The following is a 21041-nucleotide window of genomic DNA, read 5'->3' as shown; positions in this document are numbered from 1 at the left end:
GAGAAGCAGAGGGTGCAGGCGGTGCTGAAGACCGCGATGGCCCGCACCCACTCCCCCTCCGACCGGATCGCCTACGCCCTGGACCAAGCGCTGCTGCAGCACCCGGAGCGCCTCTCCAGGGCCGCCGACTACCCCGGCTGGATCCCTGGACGCCGCCGCTGACGGCTGCCCGATCCGCCTGCCGCGCGCGGGCGGTGAGGGGAGCTGGACAGAGGCCAGCCACCTCCCACCGACCGTGCCGGCATCACCACCGCCGACCTCATCCGGCACGCCGCGCGGGCCCCCGAGAGCTGATTTCGTTCCCGCCCGGCGGGAGCGGCAGGCAGTTTCGGGCCCGCCCCGCAGCGCTCCCCCGCACCGGCCGCCCGCCTCTTGGGAGGCCGGTCCCTTCGTGCGCCCGGAGCGGGTAGAGCCGGTGCCAGTTTCGTGATCAACCATCCGCACCGGCCGCCGTTTCGGGAACGCACCCCTGCGTTTCGGGAGCACCGGCCGCCGTTTCGACCCCGGCCTGAACGATCCCTTCCGGAGGCCCCCATGACGATCACCGACATGCCGCAGACCGCGGCTCCCGAAGCCCCCGTTTCGCGCCCGCCGGTCGCTGCTTCGACCGCACCGAAGGAGGCTTCGGACACACCCTGGACCGTTTCGCGGACGCCGAAGCGGAAGACGATCAAGCCCAGGCGTGACCGGTTCACCGCCGCGCTGCCCTACTTCGCGGCGGTCTTCGGCACCCTGGTCGGCGGCATCGGCTTCGTGATGTCCTACGACACTCTCGCCAAGGTTGCTCTGAGCTGGGGGTTCAGCGAGGATCTGGCGCCCTGGTTCCCCGTGGGCGTGGACGCGTCGATCCTCGCGTTCCTGGCGCTGGACCTCTATCTGATCCTCAAGAACATCCCCTGGCCGCTGCTGAGGCTGTCCGCGCACGGTATGACGGCTGCCACCGTCTGGTTCAACGCGTCCTCGCAGGGCGAGATCGGCCAGGACCTGGTCAAGTCCGCCAGCCACGGCGTGATGCCGGTCCTCTTCGTCATCGGCGTGGAGGCCGCACGACGGCTGTTCATCAAGAAGGCCCAGCTCGAAGCCGGTACGTACGCCGACCGGATCCCGATGCACCGCTGGATCCTCTCTCCGTTCGCCACGCCGCGGTTCTACCGCCGGATGCGGCTGCACGGCATCACCTCGTATCCGGAGATGATCCGGCGGGAGCAGGAGCTCATCGGCTATGAGCAGTGGCTCAAGCGCAAGCATCGCGGCGACCTCTCCAAGGCGAGTGACGACGAGAAGCTGCCGATGAAGATGGCGGTGCACGGCTACACGGTCGCGCAGGCCCTCGCGATGCCTGAGCAGCAGGAACGGGCCGCCGAGGCCCGCGCGGAGGAAGCCGAGCGCCGGCGGCTGGATGCCGAGACGCGCCAGGAGCTCGCGCGCAAGCAGGCCGAGGCCGACCGGCTGGAGGCGGAAGGCAAGCTCCAGGCCGTCCGTGCCCGGGTCGAGGGCGAGACCGGTCAGGCCCGTGCTCACGCCCAGGCGCAGGTCAGCGCGGCAGAGCGGGCCGCACAGCTGGAGGAGGCGGCGCTGGAGACCGCGCTGATCGCCGAGGCCCGCGCCCGGGAGACGGAGGCGGAGCGCAAGGAGGCCCAGGAGCGCAAGGCGTGGGCCGCCGCCGACTTGGAGAAGGCCGAGCTCGAGCGGAAGGCCGCTGAGCAGCGCAGGGAGGCGGCCGAGGCGGACAAGGTCGCCGCCGCAGAGGCCGGCGCGGTCGAGACCGAGCGGATCGCGCAGGCGCGCCGGTCGGCGGCCGCCGCCGACCGGGAGGCAGCTGAGCTGGAGCGTCAGGCGGCCGAGAAGCGGAAGGACGCGGCGGAGGCCGACCGGGTCGCCGCGGCGGAGGCTCAGGCGGTCGAGACGGCACAGATCGCCGAGGCCCGCAGGCGTGAGGCCGAAGCCGACCGGGCTGCCGCCGAAACGGAGAAGGGCGCTGCCGAAACCCGCCGCAGTGCCGCCGAAGCCGACCGGCTCGCGGCGGACGAGGCCAAGCGCCAGGCGGTCGCCGACGCCGACGCCCAGGCCGCTCGGCGGCGTGAGGCCGAAGCGGAGAGGGCCGCTGCCGAAGCCCGGCTCGCCGCCGCCGAAATCGAGCGGCGTGCGGTCGAAATCGAGGACGACGCGAAGCTCAACCCGCGCGAGCGGGCCGTGCGCAAGGTCGCCCGGATGATCCTCGCCGCCGGTGACGCCGACCGGGTGCTGCTCGCCGACATCCAGCGCGAGCTGACGGTCTCCTCCACCGACACCGCCTCCAAGTACCGCCAGGAGGCCGTCGCGCTGCTCGCCGACGGCTACCGCCCCTGATCCACCGTCCGGTACACGCCAGTGAGGGCCAGCCCGCGGGAATCGGGCTGGCCCTCGCTGCGACTGCCGGAAGCAAGTCGACAGCCCCACCAGTACACCAGGAGGGAATCCCCGCCGTGAACAGCAACAACGACCCGAACCACTCCCCCCTGCGCGACGTCGCGCAGAGCCCCGAGGCAACCGCCCGGTACCTGGCCGATGTCCAGCGGGTCCTGCTGGACATCGGCAACAACCTGGAGACCCTCACGCACGAGACCCGGGTGCACCTGCGCGACACACACGTGGAGGGCGACCGCTGGTACCACGCCAGGCTGCGCGCGATGCCCGTCGAGAAGGCCCTCGGAAGTGTTCTCAAGAATTTGAACAATCTCACCGAGGGCCTGGAAAGGAGCGCCTACAAGCGCCGCGCCCACGACGAAGCCGTGGTGAATACGGCGAAGGGAAGGAAGGAAAAGGAGCTGGAGCGGCAGCGTAAGAAGAACCCGCAGCCGCTCCAGGCCGCGCCGAATCCGCCGCAGCAGGGTGCGCAGGGCCAGAACTGCGGCTATGGTGGTCCCACGTCGATTTACGACCTCGGTCGGGAGTCGGCGTGAACCGCCCCCTCAGCAGCGTCGAGCGGTCCGCCGAACGGCGGCAGAACTGGCTGAAGGATGAGGCGACGAAAGCCCGCGAATCTCGCGGCGAGGCAGGGCAGATGGAATTCTGGCTCCGCCTGGCACGATCCCGAATGGCCAAGGACGTCAAAGCCGGTCGCGGCGACGTCTACTCCGGATTCGCGCTGATCTGCCGCCTGTTCATCACGGCGATGGACCAGCGCGTGGAGGGCGACGGGCGGATCTGGAACGACCTGCTGCAGTACGCGGAGCAGGTCGTCGCGAAGCACCCTCCGCGTCACTGAACGTCACCAGTGAAGGCCCCGCCGGGCTCCGGCGGGGCCTCGCGCGCGTAAAGCGTGCACACGTGCACGTGCACACGCGTGCACACGAGACCCCACGCTCTGTCAAGTCCCAGGAGGGAGGCGCACCGTGTCCGATGAGGACGGCACCGGGACCCTGGTCCAGGGCCCCTGGAGCGGTGATTCCACGTACGTGCCACCGCCGATCCCCGATTACGGCGACACCATTCCGCCGCCGGAAGACATTCCCGAATCTCCCCCGGAGTCGCCGGAGGAGACGACAATGAGCCTGCCGACGATTCCTGCTCCTCCGGACCCGTCGGCGACCCTGCACTCCGACGGAATCATGGCACCGGAAACCGGTGAAGATGACGGCGAATACGAGGAAGGTGAATACGAGCAGCCTCGTTCTCTCGCCGACCGTCTCGGTGACTGGCTGGAATTCCGGCTGGAGAAAGCGCGGGCGCTTCATGAAGGGGAAGCGCCTTATCGCGAGGCCGAAGTAGCGCGTAAGGCCGCGCTGCTGCAGGGGCGTACCGCGCAGGAAGTCGCGATGATGGAGCAGAACGGAAAGCTCCACACGGCGATGATGAAAGCCAAGGGCGACAAGGCGGCGGCCCGCGGGAGGGCGGACGCCGACCGGGCGAAGGCGTCCGGCTCCGGCCTGGGGGCGGACAAGGGCCGCTCGAAGGCCGCAGGCGGTGGCGGGGCCACCCGCGGCGGCGGCAGCGGCGGCAGCGGCAGCGGATCGTCCCGCAAGGCCTCGGGCCCGGGGCCGAACCGTCCCGGGGCGTCGCGCGGCTCCAACTCCGGAGCCCAGGGCCATCGTTCCGGCTCTGGTACGTCCGGGGGGAGCGGAGGCGGCAAGGGCGGCGCGAGGGGCTCCGAGCGGGGTTCTGGCGGCCGTGCAGCCGGTTCCGGGCGCAACGGGTCGTCCGCGGGCTCGAAAGGCTCGCAGACGGGCTCTGGCGCCTCCGGCCGCGGCAGCGGCGGGGGTGCGAGGGGCGAGCGCAGCGCTCCGGCCTCCGGCGCCCGCGCCGAACGGGCCCGCGGACGCCAGGAGCGCGCCGGGACCCGGCAGGCCGGGCGGCAGGAGCGGCACGGTGCCGGGCACGCCGCCGGCATCGCGGACCGGTCCAAGGACCGCGATCAGGCCCGTGCGCAGCGGCAGCAGGCATGGGAGGACCGCCGCGCGAAGCGCCAGGAGCGGCACGCGGCGCGGAAGACGAAGCGGGAGGCCGCGGCGTCGGCCACGCCGGACCGCACCACACTGGGCCAGGCCATCGGCGAGGAGGCCCAGAGCCGCTGGGACAAGCGGCATAAGGGCGCCCAGGACCCCAAGGACGCGGGGGCGGCCGGCACCGAGAAGGTGAACCTGTCCAAGGACAAGAACGCCAAGACCAAGGCCACCGACAGCAAGGGAAAGGGCGGGAAGTCCGCCCCGGGCGCCCCTGGCGGTTCCTCCGGCGCGGCGAAGGACGGCGCGGCGGGCGATGGACCGAAGCCGGGTGCCGCGGCCGGTGACCGGAGGTCCGACAGCGCGAACAAGTGGCGCCGCTTCCGGCGCCGGCACCCCGGCGACGGCTCGGACGGCCGCCGCGGACGCGCCCGGCACACCCGCCGAACCGGCCGCCCGGGACGCACGGGTCGCCGCGGCCGTCCGTCCGGCAGCCCGTTCGGCCCGCCGCAGGACAGCCCGACGGTGGAGTGGCCCGACCGGCCCACCCGCCGGCCGCGCACCGACAGCACCCGCACTGCGGACGACATCGTCGACGCGGACATCGTCCCCGACCGGCCCAAGCCCGTGACCACCGGCGCCAGGGGCCTGCCGCCCGCGCCGGAGAAACACACCAAGCGGCCCGGTACCAGCCGGCCCGGAACGAAAGGCAGCGGCGTGAGCACAGTCAAGACCTCCGGGCAAGGCGGCCTGCGCACCCAGCACCGCACCGACATCACCTTCGACCAGTACCTGGTGGAGATGGCGAACACCGCCACCCGGGCCTCCTCCGACCAGGAACGCGCCGAAGCCCTGATGCAGGTCCTGAGCAAGGTCGCCGCCGCCCTGCGGGAGATGGCCGCCGACCTGTCCGGCAACCACAACATCGACACCGCCGTCACCAACCGGATCACGGACCTGGCCGACTCCGCAGGCCGCATGAAGGCGCAGTCCCAGCGGTGCGCGGAGCAGTGCAGCATCGCCAAGGAAGCCGCCAAGCTCGCGGCCGCGATGGTCGCCCGCGTCTACGGCCAGGACATGGACGCCAAGGAAGACGCCGGCCTCACCCACGCCTCGGCCGCCACCCACCACGACTAGAACCCCGAAGGAGACCTGCCATGAGCAGCGAGCTCGCGCCCCGCCGCGGCACGGCGGCCGTCCCGGCCGACAACGACAACCGGTACAAGGCCATCCAGGCCAAGCTCGACAAGTTCGGCAAGGCCCTGGAGGACGCCACCCGCGACCTGGAGAGGCTGCGCAACAGCATGCATGCCAACGCCGCCCACGCTGACAGCGTCGCCACCGACATCGAGAACGCCGAACTGGATCCGAAGTTCGTGAGCCTGACCGCCAACGTCGCCTCCGCCCTGGGCGGCGCGGCCCATGAGCTGCGCACCCTGGCCGACACCGCCCAGGAGACCACCGACCTCACCCACCAGACCCGGCGCACCCACGCCAAGCTCTACGGCGCGCTGGACGAGGTCCGCTCCAACCGGCGCCGCGAGAAGACCGCCAAGCCCGGCTTCTTCGCCCGCTGACCACTCCCCCACCCCCGCTGCCCCCACCCTCTGCCACGGGCGGTCCCGCGACCTGCGGGGCCGCCCGCCGCGCTTGTACGAAGGAGATGCCGGTGACCACGCCGCGCAGCGTCGCGCTCGAACGCCTCGCCTACACCCTCGCCGCGCCCGCGCTGGCCGTGGCCCCCAACCTCTACCCCGACAGCCCGGTCAACCAGATCGTCCAGCTCGCCGGCGCCGCCGGAATCGGCGGCTGGATCCTGGCCGCCAAGAGCGACCAGCCCGGCGCGGGACGCAAGATCCTGCGCTGGTCCCCGCTGGTCCTGGCCGCCGCCGTCGACGTCGCCGCCGCACACACCACCGGCTTCGGCCCCTACGCGGCCGACGGCCTGCTCGCCGCCGGATGGGCCGCGGCCGGCTACCTGGTGATGCCCTTCTCCCGGCACGCCCGCCGCCGCCACCGCCCCGCCCTGGCCGCCCCGGCCCCGCAGCCGGCGCCCGCCGACGTCCTCGAGGAGCCGGTGGCCCGGCCGGACGACGGAGCCGACCAGCTCACCCGCGCCGCCCGCCTGCTGTGGGAGCAGGCCGGGATGCCCGGCCGCACGCACATCGTCAAGGCCACCCGGCACCCCGGCATGCGCCACGACATGACGATCCTGCTGCGCGCCTCGGAGACCGGACGGCCGATCACCGGCCTGAACGAGGCCGCCGTCGCCGCCCCGTTCGGCGTGCACTCCAGCGACGTCGTCCTCGCGGAGGTCGCCATCCAGCCCGGCCGCCAGGGCGGCCCCGGCTGGATGGAGGCCCGCCTCACCCCCGACGCCAACACCCGGCGCCGCAAGGCCCCCACCGACCAGGAGCGCTGGGCGGACAAGGTCGGCTCACCCAAGGGCGGCGCCCCCGGCTCCGAACTGGTCCACAAGAGCCGCGACGACGACCGCGGGGTCACGTTCTACCGGGCCAAGATGACCGACTCCACCGAGACCCCGCGCATCGACCTGCCCAAGGTCTGCCGCGGACTGGGCCTGCCGGAGGACGACTCCTGCGTGTTCGTCCTCACCGACGGCAGCGAGTTCCTCATCAGCGCCTTCGACGAACCGCCGCTCTCGCAGATCTTCCGGGCGACCCGCGAGCTGCTCACCCCGGACGCCAAGGGCATGTACGTGTGCGGGTTCACCATCACCGGCCAGCCGGTGAAGACGATGGTGTACCAGCACGACAAGAACGCCCCGGCCCACGGCCTCACCCTCGGGGTCTCCCGGTCGGGCAAGACGCAGTTCTTCGCGATCCACATGGCCGCCCAGTCCCTGGACGGCGAGGTCGTGTGGCTCTCCACCGTCCGCAAGGACGAGAAGACCACCGTCCTGGGCCGCTACATCGACCGGCAGGGCTCGAACGCGCTGTGGATGGCCCGCTCCCTGCGGGCGGCCAAGGCACTGTGCGAGATCCGGGCGGAGATGCCCTGGCCGCACGACGGCCAGCCCCACGACTACAAGCCCGGCGACCCGCGCTGCCCCTACCGGCAGCTCAACGTCTACGGCGATGAGTTCATGACCGCCGCCCAGGACGCGGAGTTCGGCGAGTTCATCCAGAAGGACGGGGATGACCTCACCGTCACCGGCCTCAAGTACGGCATCGGCTTCAACCCCGCCGGCCAGAGCCCCTTCGCCCACAACGGGTTCTCCACCGAGATGAAGGACAACCTGCGCCAGAACAGCCGCCCGGTGATCTTCAACATGGGCTCGCCCGGCGCCACCCGTAAGGCGGCCGAAGGCACCATGGAGAACGCCTACGACGTGCCGACCATCCCCGCCCGCTACTCCCGCAACGAGGGCTCCGCCATCGAGCGGGCCATGCGCGGCGAAGCCGACCCCGAAAACGGCGTCAGCACGGGCGGCGTCGCGGTCATCGTCCTGGACAACGGCCGCGCCGTGCTCATGCGGTCGCTGTACGCCGACTTCGACACCGACCTCTCCGCGCTGTTCCCCGACCAGGTCAACCGGCTCACCGACTACGAGATCAGCGAGCTGGACAAACGCGGCCTGTGGTTCGACTGGAACGAGCCCGTGAGGCCCGGCGAGTTCTGGCCCGAACCCGACGAGGACGACGAGAGCCAGAGCCGCTCCCGCCGCGGCGGCGGGAAGGGCGGCGGCCGCAGCGCCAAGGGCACCGGCCGCGGCTCCGGGCAGGCCGCCTCCCCCCGCCAGGCGCTGGAGGCCATCAAGAGCCTCACCGACGCCTGACCACCCCGCACCCATCCCGGGAGCCGGCCTGCCCGCGCGCGGCCGGCCCCACCCCACCCCCTGCGAAGGAGCACCACCGTGGCCCTGTCGATCTCCGCCGCCCTGCTGCTGGGCATCATCGTCTTCGTCCTGCTCAAGGGCGGAAGCCTCCGCCTCGGCGCCGCACTGGCCTGCACCCTGTTCGGCTTCACCCTCGCCGCGACCGGCCTGGCCCCGGTCATCAACAACGGCCTGGCCTCGCTCGCCGGAATGATCTCCAGCTTCTGATCACGCCTCGGTCCACGGCGGATCGGGCGTGGAGTTCAGCTCACCGCAAAAGCGGCACTCCCACTCCGAGGGCACCTCCCACTTGTCGACCCAGAAGCCGACCTGCTTGCCCACGAAGTAGTTGTCACCCTCACACCACCCGCAGTCGAAGACGAACTCCACCCAGCCCCCTTCCCCGCGCCTGTCCGGCCCGAGGATGCCCGGGACGCGCATGCGGTGACTACCCCCGCCCCCCAGCCCCAACTCCGCTGCCACCACGCCGAAGGGCGCCCCGGACACCGAGCTCCGGCGGCGCCCTCCGCCGTCGTGCGCCTTCCCACCCCACGCGCCTTCCCGGCCACCACGGCCACAACGGCGCCCTCCCCTGCCTCCCTCGCGTGATCGGAGACGACCCATGGAACCCCTGCGTATCCAGCACGGCATGCCCGAGTCCGAGGCCGCGGCCGAAGCCCGCCGCCTCATCGACGACTGGGCCAGCACACCCGTACGCCACCACCCCACCGCGTTCCGCGACGACACCCAGCCGCCGGCCTTCGGCACCACCCCGCCGGTCAAGCAGCCCGACCAGCGGACCGTCCCCGCCTGGGCGGCCGGGATCGCCGTGGCCTCCATCGGCGTCGGAGCCGGAATCACCGGCATCGGCGTCGGCGCCTGGCTCATCCTGCAGGGCCTCGCCTCGGTCACGCTGACCGGCGTCCTGATGGTCACCCTGCCCTTCGCCGGCCTCGCCATGGCCGCCACCGCAATCGGCGGCGCCATCAACCGCGCCCGCTCCGCCGTCACCAAAAACCTCTACGCGGGCCCGGTCACCCACCACACCGAGATCCACAACAACAGCAGCACACGCGGCCTGTTCCTCGCCCGCACCCGCAACGACATCCGCTGACCCGGACACCCCCGCGACGTACCCGAACCCCATCCGCACTACCGGGAGCCGAGCACCACGCAGACGACCCCGGGCACCCCGGCAACGCCTTCGAAGGAGAGCCGACCGTGGCTGACCACAACGACCACACCCCGCAGATCCCCGGCCAGCGCCAGACGTCACCGGCCCACGACGCCCAGGACCCCGACCCCTCCAACACCCCGACCGTGTCGCTCCTCGACGGCCACAAAGGCAAGGAGCCGCGGCTGGCCGGCCTCCGCGAACGGTGGAACAACGCCTGGGACGACGGCGGCTTCCTGCACGACCGCTGGGAGGACCTGCGCCGGGCCCCCGAACTGAGCTGGCACGGCATGGCGAACTGGGTGAAGGCAACGCTCGGACTCGCCAGCATCTGCGTCGTCCTCATCCTGCTGGACAGCGCGACCGACATCCTGGCCGACACCCTCCACCGCCTGCTGACCGCCGTCCCCCACGTCCAGATCGGCGCCGACAACTCAAGCGGCGTCTTCGCCGTGGTCGACCAGCCGATCCGCACCTACATCGCGGCCCACTCCACCGCACTGCCCATCAGCGCCTCCACCGTCTACACCGTCTGGCAGACCGCCGGAATCTTCGGCCTGGCCGGCGGCTTCCTCCGCAGCAGCGGCGCCCGCCTCACCTGGACCGCATGGGGCGCGGCCAGCATCGCCATGGTCTGGAACGCCGCTCCCGACGACGGCCGCACCATCGCCACCGGACTCGCCGCCCTCGCCTGGACCGCCGCCTCCGCCTTCGCACTCCGCGGCCTGACGCTGCGGCCGGCGATCTTCGCCCACCTCCACAACGCCGGACACCAGATCGAGCCCCACATCCACCTCCCGGCCCCCGATGCCCCGACCGCCGACGACGCCTCGGACAACGTGCGCCCACTCCAGAAGCGCTGACCCGTCGCCCTGCCTGGCCCTCGCCCACCCCGAACACCGCGGCGGGCGAGGACCGGACAGGCCGACCGGCCCAACACCACTGCCGCGCCCCGCCGACACCAGCACAACGTCGGCGGGGCGCAGCGCTGTCTACGCGACAACTGCAGGAGACCGCTCGTGCTCATCCCCCGCCCCGCCCCGCCGAAACGGCCGGCCCCACCCGCAGCACCCCGGACCCTGCGGTCCACTCCCCCAGCACCGGCTCCCCGGCGGCCGGAACAGGTGATGGCCGACCAGGACCAGGACCTGGTCGACGTCGACCCATACGACCCCGGCGACGGCTCCGTGCCGGTCTTCCGGTGGAAACAGGCCGGGCGCAACAACCTCGCCACCCGCCGCCAGCTGCGGGAGATGGGACTGCGCCCCGGCGGCCAGGAACCCGTCGCCCGGATCGAATGCCGGGACGGCAAGCGCTTCGCGTGGCTGTACCGGATCGACCTGGCACAGCCGAAGCACCCGATGACCCTCGCGAAGGAAGCCGCGCTCGACAAGGCGATGGCCGCGCGCCAGACCTGCCCCTTCTGCCGTCGGCGCTACGTGCATTGCCTCCCGCTCAGGACCCTCGGTTCCTGTCAGGAGTGCCACGACGGGACAACCGCCGATCCCACCACCTACGTCGCACACCCCGCCCAGCACCGCCTGGCCGAATGACCACCACCGGCAGGCCGCGCACCGCAGCGCCGCCCGCGTCGCCGAGCACCCCTGCGGGGCGTCCGCACCTGGCCCTCACCGTTTCATCAGTTTCGACAAGGGAGAACGTCCATGAAGACCGGTTTCGAAGGCATCATGCAGCCGCTGGACACGACCATCCCCGACCCGGCGCTCATCGTCCTCATCGGCGCGGCGGGCAGCGGAAAGAGCACCTGGGCGCGCACCTGGCCCGCTACCCAGGTCCTGGAACTCGACCGGTTCAGGGCGATGGTCGCCGACGATGCCGGGGACCAGTCGGCCACCGCCGTCGCCGTCGACGCGATGCACGCAGTGCTCAGGGCCCGCCTCGCCCGTGGACTCACGACGGTGATCGACGCGACGAACACCGAGGCCGACGTCCGCGACGGTCTGCTCGACGTCGCCCGCACCTACCGCATGCCCACCGTCGCGCTGCTGGTCTCCACCCCGGCCGACGTCTGCGTCCAGCGGCAGGCCAGCCGTGAACCCTCCCGCGCGGTGCCCGAGGACGTCGTACGCCGCCAGCACGCCGACATCGTCGCCGCCCTCCCCGGCCTGCGCGGCGAGGGCTTCGACCACGTCGTGCACGCCGACAACATCCACCGCCTGGAGCCGCTGCTCCAGCGCGCCAGCGACACCCGACGCAGGGAGTTGGGCTGGCACACCGGCCCCGGCCTGGGCGCACTGCTACTGGTGCGCCGCGTCTTCGGCGCGGACGTACTGCCGCTGTGGACCTGGCGCGACAACTCCCAGCTTGCCGGCGGTGACCACGTCGGCGAGATCCGCCTGGGCAGGGACCGGCTCGTCCTCGCCCTGCGCCACGACATCGACGGGCAGGGCGACTTCGGCTTCGACCTGCTCGTGCGCTGCCCCTACGACGACGACTGCGACGCGCCCGCGTGGCAGGCCGTGCACTCGGTCACTGACCTGCTGATCGCGCACACCAGCGACCGGCCGCACCCCGACACCGCGTGCACCCTCCACGGCGGCCCCGACGACACCGACCAGGCCGCCCGCCACTGAATCACCACCGCCCCGAGCCGCTGCCCGGAGCGGCAGACCAGAACAACCATCCCCCGTCGAAAGGGAACATCGACCATGAACCTCACCGAGCCCGCAACACAGGACCCCGCAGCACAGGACAAGGCCGTGGACGCGGCGTGCGCCAACGTCACCACCGAACTGGCCCGCACCGACACCAAAGCCTCCCTCTTACTGGCCTTCGACGGAGCAGCCCTCGCCGGACTCGCCACCCTCACCGACTCCCACCACCCACTCCCGGCCCAACTCGCCGGCGCCGCAGCCGGGCTCGCGCTCGCCGCGGCCGCCGTGCTGCTGCTCCTGGTCGTGCGGCCCAACCTCGGAGGCCGCCGCCGCACCGTGCGTGAGGGCTTCCCCTGCTGGGCCGAGCTGGACGAAGACGCGCTGCACACCAAGCTGCGCGAGGACCACCGTGTGCGGCAGATCCGGGCCCTGTCCGTCATCGCGGTCACGAAGTACCGGCGCCTGGCCGCCGCGGTCGATGCGCTCCTGACCGCCCTCGCGCTTCTCCTGGCGGCAGCGGTCCTCGCCGCCGCCGGGTGAGCCACGAGCAGCTGCACGCCCACCGCCGGGCAGTCACCGCGCTGCCCGGCACCCCGCCGCAACTCGACAAGGAGCAGCCCATGTCTCTCACCACCCTCTTCGCCCGCCGCCCCGCCCCCGCAGCGACGGCCCCGTCGGCTGCACCGGCCGCCTGCGAGACGAAGCCGCCGCGGTCCGGCGAGAACTGGCAGCCCGAGGGCGTCACCATCGCCGAGCGGTACTACAACCAGGCCCACGCGGTCGTCCTCGTCTACACCACCGCTGCCAGGAAGACCGGCACCTACTACACCGTCGCCTGCCTGGGCTGCCACTACGCCTCCGCGCAGGACGGGCAGCGCACCTACAACCTGCCATACAGCCTTGCGGACGCCGCGAAGGTCGCCAACGAGCACGCCACCACCTGCCGCGCGCTGCCCCGCGACATCCCCGACCGTCCGGACGACGACACCATCCGCGAGCGGCTGCACGCCTGGGTCCGCGGCGCCCGCCGCCCGGGCGAGGACGTCGAACTGTGGATCTTCGACCTGGAACTGGTCCGGCTCGCTCTCCAGCGCACCAACGACTGGATCGCAGCCGAACTCCGCCAGCTGGCCGTCGACCAGCCGGAGACCCTTCGCACCGAGCGCAGCCAGTACAGCGACAGCGTCTTCTACTACGCCCGTCAGCTCCCGAAGAGCTGACCGGCTTCGCCCCTCCCCGCGGCTTCACGCCCTTCGAGGAGCCGCGTGCGGGGCCCCGAAGGCCAGCCGGATCAACGCACTGGCCACCGCGCCCAGAACTCCCCAAGGAGTAGCAGCAGTGAGCACCCTTCCGCACCACACCTACGCCGCCGCCATCGCCGGCGCCGTGGCCGCCGACGACTGGGACACCTGGACCGATGACGGCACCACCATGACCGCTCTCTACCAGTGGACCGACACCGTCTGGCCCCGCCACAACCCGGCCATCTACCGGCACGGCGTCGCCCTGCGCTGGGACTCCGACGCCGGCTGGCAGTGGGGCCGCTACCTCGACAGCCACCACACCGAACTCGCCCACCTCACCCCGCTGCCCGTCGACCAGTACGCCGCACCCGCCGCCGTCGCCGCCGCCATGCAGGTGATCCTCACCGACCCCGACCGGCCGGTCCTCGCCGGCTCCGGCCGGTGGATCCACGCCGACACCCTCGCCGCCAACCTCACCGCCAAGGAGGGCCTCCAGTGAACAAGGCCGACGCCCGCATCATCGCCCAGCGTCTCGCCGAGCACGACATCGACTACGAGACGGCCACGACAGGCGACATGTACGCCGCCGCCGAATACGAGGGCGTCGACCGCCCCGAGAGCCGGGACGACGAGTGGGACATCCGCTCCGCCCTCGCCCCCCTCGTCCCCTGCCCCCTCGACGACCCCAACAGCTGATGGCCAAGCCAACGGCAGTCAGCCCCTGACGCTCGCAAGGAGCCCGGACCAGCTGAAGTCCCGCCCCGGGGCGGGCACCCAAGGGTGTCCAGTCCAGTTCGCCCGCCCCGGGGTCCACCCATCCCGTACGAGACGAGAGGGAGGACCAGTATGACCTCCACCCGGCCCCGCACCAACGACCCGGCCAACGCCTACCCCGAACCCCCGGCCTGCTCCGCGTGGGGCAAGAGCCCGCAGTCCACCGACTGCCGTTCGCTCAGCCCCGCCGAGCAGGACCGCAACCGGCAGGCGCTGGCGGACAGCGTGCACACGCGTCGCCACCACAAGAACCGGGGGGAGAGGGACTGATGACCGCCGCGTCCAGGAAGAAGACCCGCACCGCCACGCACCGGCCGGCCACCGGGCGCCGCCGGTTCCGGCACGACGACTACGTCGCCGTCGACTTGTTCTCCGGTTTCGGAGGTCTCACCGAGGGAGTCAAGCGGGCCGGATTCACCACGATCATGGCCGCGAACCACAACCCCTACAAGGTCGAGGTGCACGAGGCGAACCACCCCGAGGCCGAGCACTGGATCGCCGACCTGGTCGACCCCGAGGCCGCGGACTACCACTCCGCCCGGGACCTGCCCCCTGCTGACCTGCTGGTCGCGGGGGTCAGCTGCGTGAACCACTCGCTCGCCAACACCGTCAGGGCGTACGAGCACGGCGCGACGCTGTTCGAGCTGGAGGACCCCGATTACGAGGCACGGGTCACCAGGTCCGAGCGGGACCGGGCCACGGCGACCTGCGTCCTGCAGTACGCGGCCAAGCACCACCCGCGGCTCATCCTCGTCGAGTGCACCACCCAGCTCACCTCATGGGGGCCCGCGCTGCCCGGCCGCAAGAAGGTCGGCGACGGCTCCACCTACCGGTGGTGGCTCAAGCAGTTCGACCTGCTCGGCTACGACCACAAGGTGCTGTACCTCAACTCGCAGTTCTTCGGGGTGCCGCAGTCGAGGGACCGCGGGTACTGGGTGTTCGTCGACAGGTCCCTCCCGATGCCCGACCTCGAGCACCGGCCTGTGTCCCGCTGCGGACGCTGCGACAAGGACGTCGAGGCAGTGTGGACGTGGAAGACCGGCATCCCGGAGTCGGGCACAGTGACGTACGGCAAGCAGTACGAGTACCGGTGCCCGTCCTGCCGCCGGGCGGTCGTGCCGCCGATGACACCGTCGCTGGCCGCGCTCGACCTCACCGACCTCGGTACCCGCATCGGTGACAAGCCGGTCAAGACGTTCCCCGACGGCTTCGTCGGTCCGCTCGCGCGGTCATCGATGGCGCGCGCCGAGCGCTGCCGCCAGCGGTTCGCGAACTTCCCGGCGATCCTCATGCCGGCCAACGGCGTGCACGGCTCGGAGCGGCTCTTGCTGCAGCCGATGGCGACGCAGACCAGCCAGCAGGAGACCGCGGTTCTGCCGACCGGCCCTGCTGCCCAGCCGCTGTGGCCGCAGGCGGTTGTCGACGGCTTGGCCGCGCTCGCGGTGGACAACTTCCAGGGGGCCGCGCGCGGCGCCGGAGAGCCGCTGCCCACCCAGGTCGGTTCGGAGACTCTCGCCGTACTGTCCTCCGGCGTCATCCCCTACCGGCAGAACACAGTGCCCACGGTGCACAGCCAGGCGATGCCCACGTTCACATCGGAGCAGATCCCCGCGGTGCTGACAGCTGCAGGCTGGTACAAGCAAAACGGCCCCACCGGCAATGAGACGGCGCCTCACCCGGTCACGGACCCACTCGGCACGCTCACCTCGCGGGACACGACCGCGCTGCTCATGGCCCAGTGGCGGGCGTCGCTCGCCGAACTGCCGCTGGAGGACTGCTTCTACCGGATGATGGCCGCCCACGAAATCGGCAGGGGCTGCGGCTTCGACGTCGACTTCCGCGACCACCAGGGGACCTTCCGCGTCTGGGGCTCGGCCCGCGACCAGGTCGACGGCTACGGAAACGCAGTCTCCCCGCAGGTCGGCACCTGGATCGGATCCCGGCTGCGCGCCGCCCTACACACCTCCCAGGACCACGGCCCAGGACTGGCAGTGGCGGCATGAGCGAGCAGACCACTCCCGAGTGCGGCCACTGGATCGGTACCGCCCACCGCGTGTGCCGGAATGGCGACGGCATCCGCCTGTATGCCACCGGCCTGCGGTGCCCCCGACACACCCCGGCCGCACTCGAAGACAGGCCCGCACCGGCGACCGGCCCCGGCTGGCACGCACGGCAGCCTCGACCCGACCACGGCCCCGTCCCGACGCTCCCGTCAGCCCCGACCCCAGGAGTCGCCTCATGACTGCCGTACCGCTCGACCTCATCATCGGCCCCTACCGGGCTGGCCAGTTCATCCGGGAACGCGTCGATCAACTGGTCTCCGCCGACTGCATCCCGGAGGTCCGTGCCGTGGACATGGTGTGCACGGCCGTCCTCGCGGGCGATCCCTGGACGCTGGCCGACTCTGGCCAGACCTGGATCCCCCAAGACGAACCCGGCCAGAAGCACGACGGCCTGCTCGCGGCCGAGCTGTACGTGGGCCAGCGCCGCGGCGCCACCGTCCTCGTCGAGAACGAGTGGGCGCAGCGCGCATGGCGACCCGTCAGCATCCTGGACGGCTACGTGCTCGACAGCTGGCACTGGGCCCGTCAGGGGACCACCACCGAGCGGTGAGCCGTCCCAGCTCGCCCCATCTCTGTCCCAGTGGCGTGGGTGGCAGCTCCCACTCATCGTCTCCGGGCGGCCGCGAGTGACCTGCTCCCGGGTGGGTGCTTACCCGGTAAGCACCCACCCGGGAGCAGTCCCGTGTGATCTTTTATGCCTTCCGTGGAGCTGGCTGTGCTGAAGAAGGAGGTCCTGCTTGTTCTGCTGGGTATGTGATGGAGAAACGCCCGGGGGGAGAAGCGGTGTTGGCTCTCTTAATTTCGATCTTGGCGGTACTTGTGTCGCTGGGGTCATTGAGCGTTGCCTACACGTCCAGTCGGCGGGCGCACATGCCTGTACTGCAGTTCATGTGGGAGGGCGGGCAAGTCGGCGGGGAGCCCAGATGGTGGCTCGTGAACGTTGGGACGGGCCCGGCAACCAACATCGTGGTGGCCCAGGCCCCGCGAACAGGGCTCACTCCCGGCCCGGATCGCGAGCGATGGTTCAACCCCGTGCTGGTCCCGTCGATCCCATCTGGCGGCAAGCTGGCTCTGACGTGGCTCGGTGGAACCATGGGCCTGGACTGTGCACTTGGCGCGAGCTACACGGATGCCGAAAGATACTTCTACACGACCAAGTGCGGTGATGACGTGTCGATGTTCTTCGTCGGTTTGCATCTGCCGCGGTGGCCTCTGCTGAAGTTAGGTGGCCAGAAGATGGTGAGGACTTGGTGGGGCGTGGATGCCTTGGACGGTCCCCAGCGGTCGATCGTTGAAGTGGGAACTGCCCGCCGACGCTGGTGGCTTCCGCGGCGCTTCGGGGTTTGCCGTCGGCTTGGAGGGTGGGCTGATCCCGTCCTTTCCTACCGTCCAAGTTGAACGGGTTCAGATGGAATTCTCCCAAAGGGGACTGGCCCGATGGTCTCAGGACGCATCCGACCCCCTGACGTATTCAGGGTGGCAGCGGCCTCGCGCCGTACTCGGCCAGCATCCGGTAGAGGGGTGGAGAGGCCGACGCCGGAGTTCGTCCGGAAGCCCCGAGCCTCGCGGCGCTCGCGCCGCGAGCGCGGTTCGCGCTCGACGAGCTAAGCGGGGCGAACTCGTCCAGCCGCCGTTCACACGTTTCGCTCCCGCTCGACTGCTTGAAGCCGTCCGTCCCGCGCCGGCGGCGCGCTCGTCCTCCACCCCGTCCTGCCGGACGGGGTACACCGCCGCTACGCGGCTCGATGTCCTGCGGTCCGACCAAGTCGGCGCCGTCACCGCAGGTGCAGCAGGTCCGCGTCCGCTGCGGAATCTGCTGCGCGCGCGAGCCAGATGCCAGGATGAGCAGCCGCTGCGCCGGGGCGGATGCCGTTCGTCTCCCGAAAGGCCCGGCTCTCCTACGTCATATGCGAGGGAGCCGGGCCATTTCGTCAGGCCCCATCTTCCGGCAGACACCGCAGACCTTGCCAATACGCCAGCCGATGCGGACCGTTCTGGAGGTCAAGAAGGAGCAGACTCCTCCGCCTTGTCACTGGTGTTCACGTCGATCAGCATCCTGGTCAGTGCAACACGGTCCGCACGAGTCATCTGCTGCACCAGCAGGCCGCACATGGCCTCCGGGTCGGCCCAGGGAAGCTCCCCCGTCGCAGCCGTAGGCGCCGGCCGCTGGTCGGGAAGCGGAGTCGCCGAGCCCTGGACACTGTCCCCCGTCTCGTGATCGTCCTTTACCGCGGTAAAGGACTCAGAGGTCTCTGCACGGGTCTCCGCCGGCCCGCTGTCAGCCGGCTGCTCCTTTACCGCGGTAAAGCCCTTCGCCTCTTGCCCGCGGCTCGGACCGCTGTCCTCCTCGGCCGAGCGCTTCTCGCGCCGTGGCTTCGGTTGAGCCTTCTCCTCCTCGCGCTTCGCCGAGCGCGTCTTCCAGGCCGTCGCCTGCTCGGCTTCGGGCAGCTTCACCAGGGCCCGGGTCTCGCGGACCGGCAGCTCTCCCGAGCTCACCAGCTCCTGCAGTTCGGGCGCCAGGTCCAGCAAGTACAGCTGCTGCGTCACCCAGCCCGCGGACTTCTCGTAGTACTCGGCGACCTTGGTCTTCCCGCCGAGTTCGTCGACCATCGTCTGAAGACCCAGCGCCCGCTCGATGGGATCGAGGTCCTCGCGGTCGTTGTTCTCCGAGAGGATGGCGTTGAGGAAGTCCCCGCGGGAGCGGGCCACCTCGTCATCGATGACCACTTCCAGGGTGGGCAGCTCGATCGCCAGGCTCGCCCGGTAGCGCCGCTCCCCGTTGGCGATGACGTAAGCGGCCTCGCCCACCTCGTCGGCCTCGTCCGGCCACAGCGCGAGGTATGCCTCGCGGGTGACGGCAACGGCCGGCTGCAGCTGCTTGGCCTTGAGCCGCTTTCCGAACTCGAGCAGGTTCTCCTCCGAGCCGAAGTTCCGGCGCGGGTTGAAGCGGGTGGGCACCAGCTGCGTGAGAGGGAGAGTCCGCAGCCGGCTGTCGGGTGCTCCGGTGGTGGGAGCGCCGGTCGTGGCGGCGACGGCCTGGCGGCGGGCGCTGACACCGCCCCGGGTCCGGCCGAAGGAGGCTCCCGTTCCGAGTTGGTCAGCGACGCGGCTGCTCATGAGATCTCCCTGGCCAGTGCGCGCATGGTGGCGGACTGCTCGCCGCGTGGGGCGAACGACAGCAGCGGCTGCTTGACCCGTACTGCCTTGCGTTGGTCTGTCAGGTCGCCGATGACAGCGACCACTTTCGGGTCCTTGATCTCTATCCACGCTTCCAGGGACGAGGTGGCGATGAATCCGCGGCGCGGGTCGTAGAGGTTCACCACGATGCCGAGGTAGTCGATCTCCACGCCCATGTCGTTGCGCAGGTCCTCGATCTGGGTGACGAGGAGGTCGTAGGCGTCGGCGCTGCTGTCCTCGGCCTGGACCACGATCAGGGGGCCGGAGCTGCCCGCGGGCTCGTCCTCGCGGCGCCGTCCGTAGTAGATGGCGGTGTCCATGCTCAAGCCCAGGCTGGGCGGGCAGTCGACGATGATCTCGTCGTAGGAGGCCTCCAACGGGGCCAGGGCACGCTCGAGCGCTGCTTCACGGAATCGCACCTTGGAGAGGGCCACATCGAGGAGGAAGCCGTCCTGGCAGCCCGGCAGGAGGTCCAGGCGGCCGCCGTAGCGGTCGCCACCGATCGGCACCACAAGGTCTTGGATGTCGCCCTTCGCCTCACCGGTCATGTGCTTGCTGAGGCTGTCGACGGACGAGTCCATCGGAATCTCTTCCTGGCCCAGCTGAGTGGTCAGGTGCCGCTGGGGGTCGAAGTCGACCAGCAGCGTGCGCCGGCCCAAGCCTGGGAGATCCTCCACCTCCAGTGGATCGTCCCGGGAACTCACTTCCAACTGCGCGGCGAAGTGCCGGGAGATCCGCACGGGGTGCAGTACTTCGCTTTCTTCGGCCAGCGCTGCTCCGAGACCGGCAGTCACCGCGGTCTTGCCCACACCGCCCTTCTGGTTGCAGACGATGCGGCGCCGGGGGTACTTCGCCGACGGCACGGTGGGTGCGGGGTTTTTCTCGAGCCACAGCTCGACGGACTGGGCCAGGCCCTGGATGAGAGAGACCTTCCGATCCCCTGCCGTCTGACGGAAGCGGTCCCATTGGCCGGCAGGGAGAAAGGTGGAGAAGGAGTCGGCACCGACCGTCTCGACCGTGCTGGGCGTGGCGGCCAACGCGAGCCATGCCTCGATGCCCTGCTCGACGGCGCTCTGGATCTCGACTCCATGCTGAGCCGCTCTGACTTTGAGGTTCTGCCGGAGCCATCCCGGCAGCTTGGAGACGACCTTCTCGCGGTCGCCGGAGGCTGGAGAACTCATGCGAGGTACCTTACTAACGCATGATGCCGAAGTGAGCACTGGCACGTTAGGAAATACCCCGGATGGGCGTGCGGAGTGAGCTTTACCGCGGTAAAGCCCCGGGAACCGGCCCCAGAACTCGAACTGGTGAGGACTCACACCTCACCCGGCAGCCGCGGTCCGCACGCTGTGGGACACAGCATCGGGGCAACGGCAGCCCTCGTCCCAGCGTCCCCGACCCAGCCCCCGCCAAGCGCGCTCACGCGTGCTGTCCCCGACGCGCAACTGCGGACGCTGAAGGCCCGTCATGCCACCACAAGAGGGATGGCGGGAGCGCCGGTGAGAGACTTCCCGCAAGGCGGACAGGGGGACCGAATGCAAAGCGCAGCGGGCGCGGCGAAGCTGCAGCGCACTCTTGTCGCCGTCGTGGTCGCGGGAGCCGTGGTGATCGCGGCGATCGGCTTCGCCGGCTCCTACGCCGCGGTCCGCGAGCTGGCCGAGCGGAAAGGTTTCGGCGCGTTCGCACCGTTCTTCCCCATCGGGGTGGACGCGGGCATCGTCGTGCTGCTCGCGCT

Annotated in this window: 23 protein-coding genes; 20 read left to right on the top strand and 3 right to left on the bottom strand. The window is 71.0% G+C overall.

Annotated elements, in window-relative coordinates; translation table 11 throughout:
- Nucleotides 1-21 precede the first annotated feature (21 nt).
- The 8 genes from ACFYNS_RS30145 (at nt 22) to ACFYNS_RS30110 (ending at nt 8487) form a co-directional block, all read left to right on the top strand.
- Nucleotides 22-162 (top strand): hypothetical protein, encoded by a 141-nt coding sequence (locus tag ACFYNS_RS30145; RefSeq protein WP_388605986.1) that lies wholly within the window; start codon nt 22-24, stop codon nt 160-162.
- Between the two features lie 372 nt (nt 163-534).
- Nucleotides 535-2349 carry a DUF2637 domain-containing protein gene (locus ACFYNS_RS30140; protein ID WP_388605984.1) on the top strand — a complete coding sequence of 605 codons (1815 nt, stop codon included), beginning with the start codon at nt 535-537 and terminating at the stop codon, nt 2347-2349.
- Nucleotides 2350-2465: 116 nt separating this feature from the next.
- On the top strand, nt 2466-2942 hold the full coding sequence (locus tag ACFYNS_RS30135) for a hypothetical protein (protein ID WP_388605982.1): 477 nt from the start codon (nt 2466-2468) through the stop codon (nt 2940-2942).
- Nucleotides 2939-3247: a hypothetical protein gene (locus ACFYNS_RS30130; protein ID WP_388605980.1), complete on the top strand. Its 309-nt coding sequence runs from the start codon at nt 2939-2941 to the stop codon at nt 3245-3247. Before ACFYNS_RS30135 ends, ACFYNS_RS30130 begins: the two co-directional genes overlap by 4 nt.
- A 280-nt stretch (nt 3248-3527) precedes the next feature.
- Nucleotides 3528-5558 carry an ATP/GTP-binding protein gene (locus ACFYNS_RS30125; RefSeq protein ID WP_388605978.1) on the top strand — a complete coding sequence of 677 codons (2031 nt, stop codon included), beginning with the start codon at nt 3528-3530 and terminating at the stop codon, nt 5556-5558.
- A gap of 20 nt (nt 5559-5578) precedes the next feature.
- Entirely contained in the window at nt 5579-5998 is a 420-nt protein-coding gene (locus ACFYNS_RS30120; protein ID WP_388605976.1) for a conjugal transfer protein TraB, read from the top strand.
- A 92-nt stretch (nt 5999-6090) separates the two neighbouring features.
- Nucleotides 6091-8220, top strand: coding sequence for a chromosome segregation protein ParM (locus tag ACFYNS_RS30115; protein ID WP_388605975.1), 2130 nt, complete (start codon nt 6091-6093; stop codon nt 8218-8220).
- A 78-nt stretch (nt 8221-8298) separates the two neighbouring features.
- Nucleotides 8299-8487, top strand: a complete 189-nt coding sequence (locus ACFYNS_RS30110) for a hypothetical protein (protein ID WP_388605973.1) — start codon at nt 8299-8301, stop codon at nt 8485-8487.
- Here ACFYNS_RS30110 and ACFYNS_RS30105 read toward each other — a convergent pair whose 3' ends face one another.
- Nucleotides 8488-8700 (bottom strand): hypothetical protein, encoded by a 213-nt coding sequence (locus ACFYNS_RS30105; protein WP_388605972.1) that lies wholly within the window; start codon nt 8698-8700, stop codon nt 8488-8490.
- Between the two features lie 181 nt (nt 8701-8881).
- Here ACFYNS_RS30105 and ACFYNS_RS30100 point away from each other — a divergent pair, with 181 nt between their 5' ends.
- From ACFYNS_RS30100 to ACFYNS_RS30050, 11 genes are all read left to right on the top strand, one after another.
- Nucleotides 8882-9373 carry a hypothetical protein gene (locus tag ACFYNS_RS30100; protein ID WP_388605970.1) on the top strand — a complete coding sequence of 164 codons (492 nt, stop codon included), beginning with the start codon at nt 8882-8884 and terminating at the stop codon, nt 9371-9373.
- A 107-nt stretch (nt 9374-9480) separates the two neighbouring features.
- Nucleotides 9481-10296 (top strand): hypothetical protein, encoded by an 816-nt coding sequence (locus ACFYNS_RS30095; protein WP_388605968.1) that lies wholly within the window; start codon nt 9481-9483, stop codon nt 10294-10296.
- A 264-nt stretch (nt 10297-10560) separates the two neighbouring features.
- The gene (locus ACFYNS_RS30090; protein WP_388605966.1) at nt 10561-10986 is read left to right on the top strand and encodes an RRQRL motif-containing zinc-binding protein; all 426 of its coding nucleotides are present in this window, start codon (nt 10561-10563) and stop codon (nt 10984-10986) included.
- A 111-nt stretch (nt 10987-11097) separates the two neighbouring features.
- Nucleotides 11098-12027: an AAA family ATPase gene (locus ACFYNS_RS30085; protein WP_388605965.1), complete on the top strand. Its 930-nt coding sequence runs from the start codon at nt 11098-11100 to the stop codon at nt 12025-12027.
- 75 nt (nt 12028-12102) lie between these two features.
- On the top strand, nt 12103-12588 hold the full coding sequence (locus ACFYNS_RS30080) for a Pycsar system effector family protein (protein WP_388605964.1): 486 nt from the start codon (nt 12103-12105) through the stop codon (nt 12586-12588).
- Nucleotides 12585-13268 carry a hypothetical protein gene (locus tag ACFYNS_RS30075; RefSeq protein WP_388605962.1) on the top strand — a complete coding sequence of 228 codons (684 nt, stop codon included), beginning with the start codon at nt 12585-12587 and terminating at the stop codon, nt 13266-13268. Before ACFYNS_RS30080 ends, ACFYNS_RS30075 begins: the two co-directional genes overlap by 4 nt.
- 118 nt (nt 13269-13386) lie before the next feature.
- Complete coding sequence (locus ACFYNS_RS30070) at nt 13387-13791, top strand: hypothetical protein (RefSeq protein WP_388605960.1); 405 nt, start codon at nt 13387-13389, stop codon at nt 13789-13791.
- The gene (locus tag ACFYNS_RS30065) at nt 13788-13988 is read left to right on the top strand and encodes a hypothetical protein (protein WP_388605959.1); all 201 of its coding nucleotides are present in this window, start codon (nt 13788-13790) and stop codon (nt 13986-13988) included. The genes ACFYNS_RS30070 and ACFYNS_RS30065 overlap by 4 nt, the downstream gene beginning before the upstream one ends.
- Nucleotides 13989-14138: 150 nt before the next feature.
- Complete coding sequence (locus tag ACFYNS_RS30060; protein WP_388605957.1) at nt 14139-14336, top strand: hypothetical protein; 198 nt, start codon at nt 14139-14141, stop codon at nt 14334-14336.
- Nucleotides 14336-16069, top strand: a complete 1734-nt coding sequence (locus ACFYNS_RS30055; RefSeq protein WP_388605955.1) for a DNA cytosine methyltransferase — start codon at nt 14336-14338, stop codon at nt 16067-16069. The genes ACFYNS_RS30060 and ACFYNS_RS30055 overlap by 1 nt, the downstream gene beginning before the upstream one ends.
- A gap of 235 nt (nt 16070-16304) precedes the next feature.
- On the top strand, nt 16305-16679 hold the full coding sequence (locus ACFYNS_RS30050; protein ID WP_388605953.1) for a hypothetical protein: 375 nt from the start codon (nt 16305-16307) through the stop codon (nt 16677-16679).
- A gap of 1451 nt (nt 16680-18130) precedes the next feature.
- On the opposite strand, the gene ACFYNS_RS30045 is transcribed toward ACFYNS_RS30050, so the two are convergent.
- Nucleotides 18131-19246 (bottom strand): ParB/RepB/Spo0J family partition protein, encoded by a 1116-nt coding sequence (locus tag ACFYNS_RS30045; RefSeq protein WP_388605951.1) that lies wholly within the window; start codon nt 19244-19246, stop codon nt 18131-18133.
- The gene (locus tag ACFYNS_RS30040) at nt 19243-20487 is read right to left on the bottom strand and encodes a ParA family protein (protein WP_388605950.1); all 1245 of its coding nucleotides are present in this window, start codon (nt 20485-20487) and stop codon (nt 19243-19245) included. Before ACFYNS_RS30040 ends, ACFYNS_RS30045 begins: the two co-directional genes overlap by 4 nt.
- Before the next feature lie 354 nt (nt 20488-20841).
- Here ACFYNS_RS30040 and ACFYNS_RS30035 point away from each other — a divergent pair.
- The coding region (locus ACFYNS_RS30035) for a DUF2637 domain-containing protein (protein ID WP_388605948.1) at nt 20842-21041 on the top strand (200 nt) is incomplete at its 3' end.

It is taken from the genome of Streptomyces sp. NPDC006925, from assembly GCF_042869575.1.
Taxonomy (GTDB): Bacteria; Actinomycetota; Actinomycetes; order Streptomycetales; family Streptomycetaceae; genus Streptomyces.
Note: the sequence above shows the minus strand (reverse complement) of the source record. Positions and strands in the feature narration are given on the sequence as shown.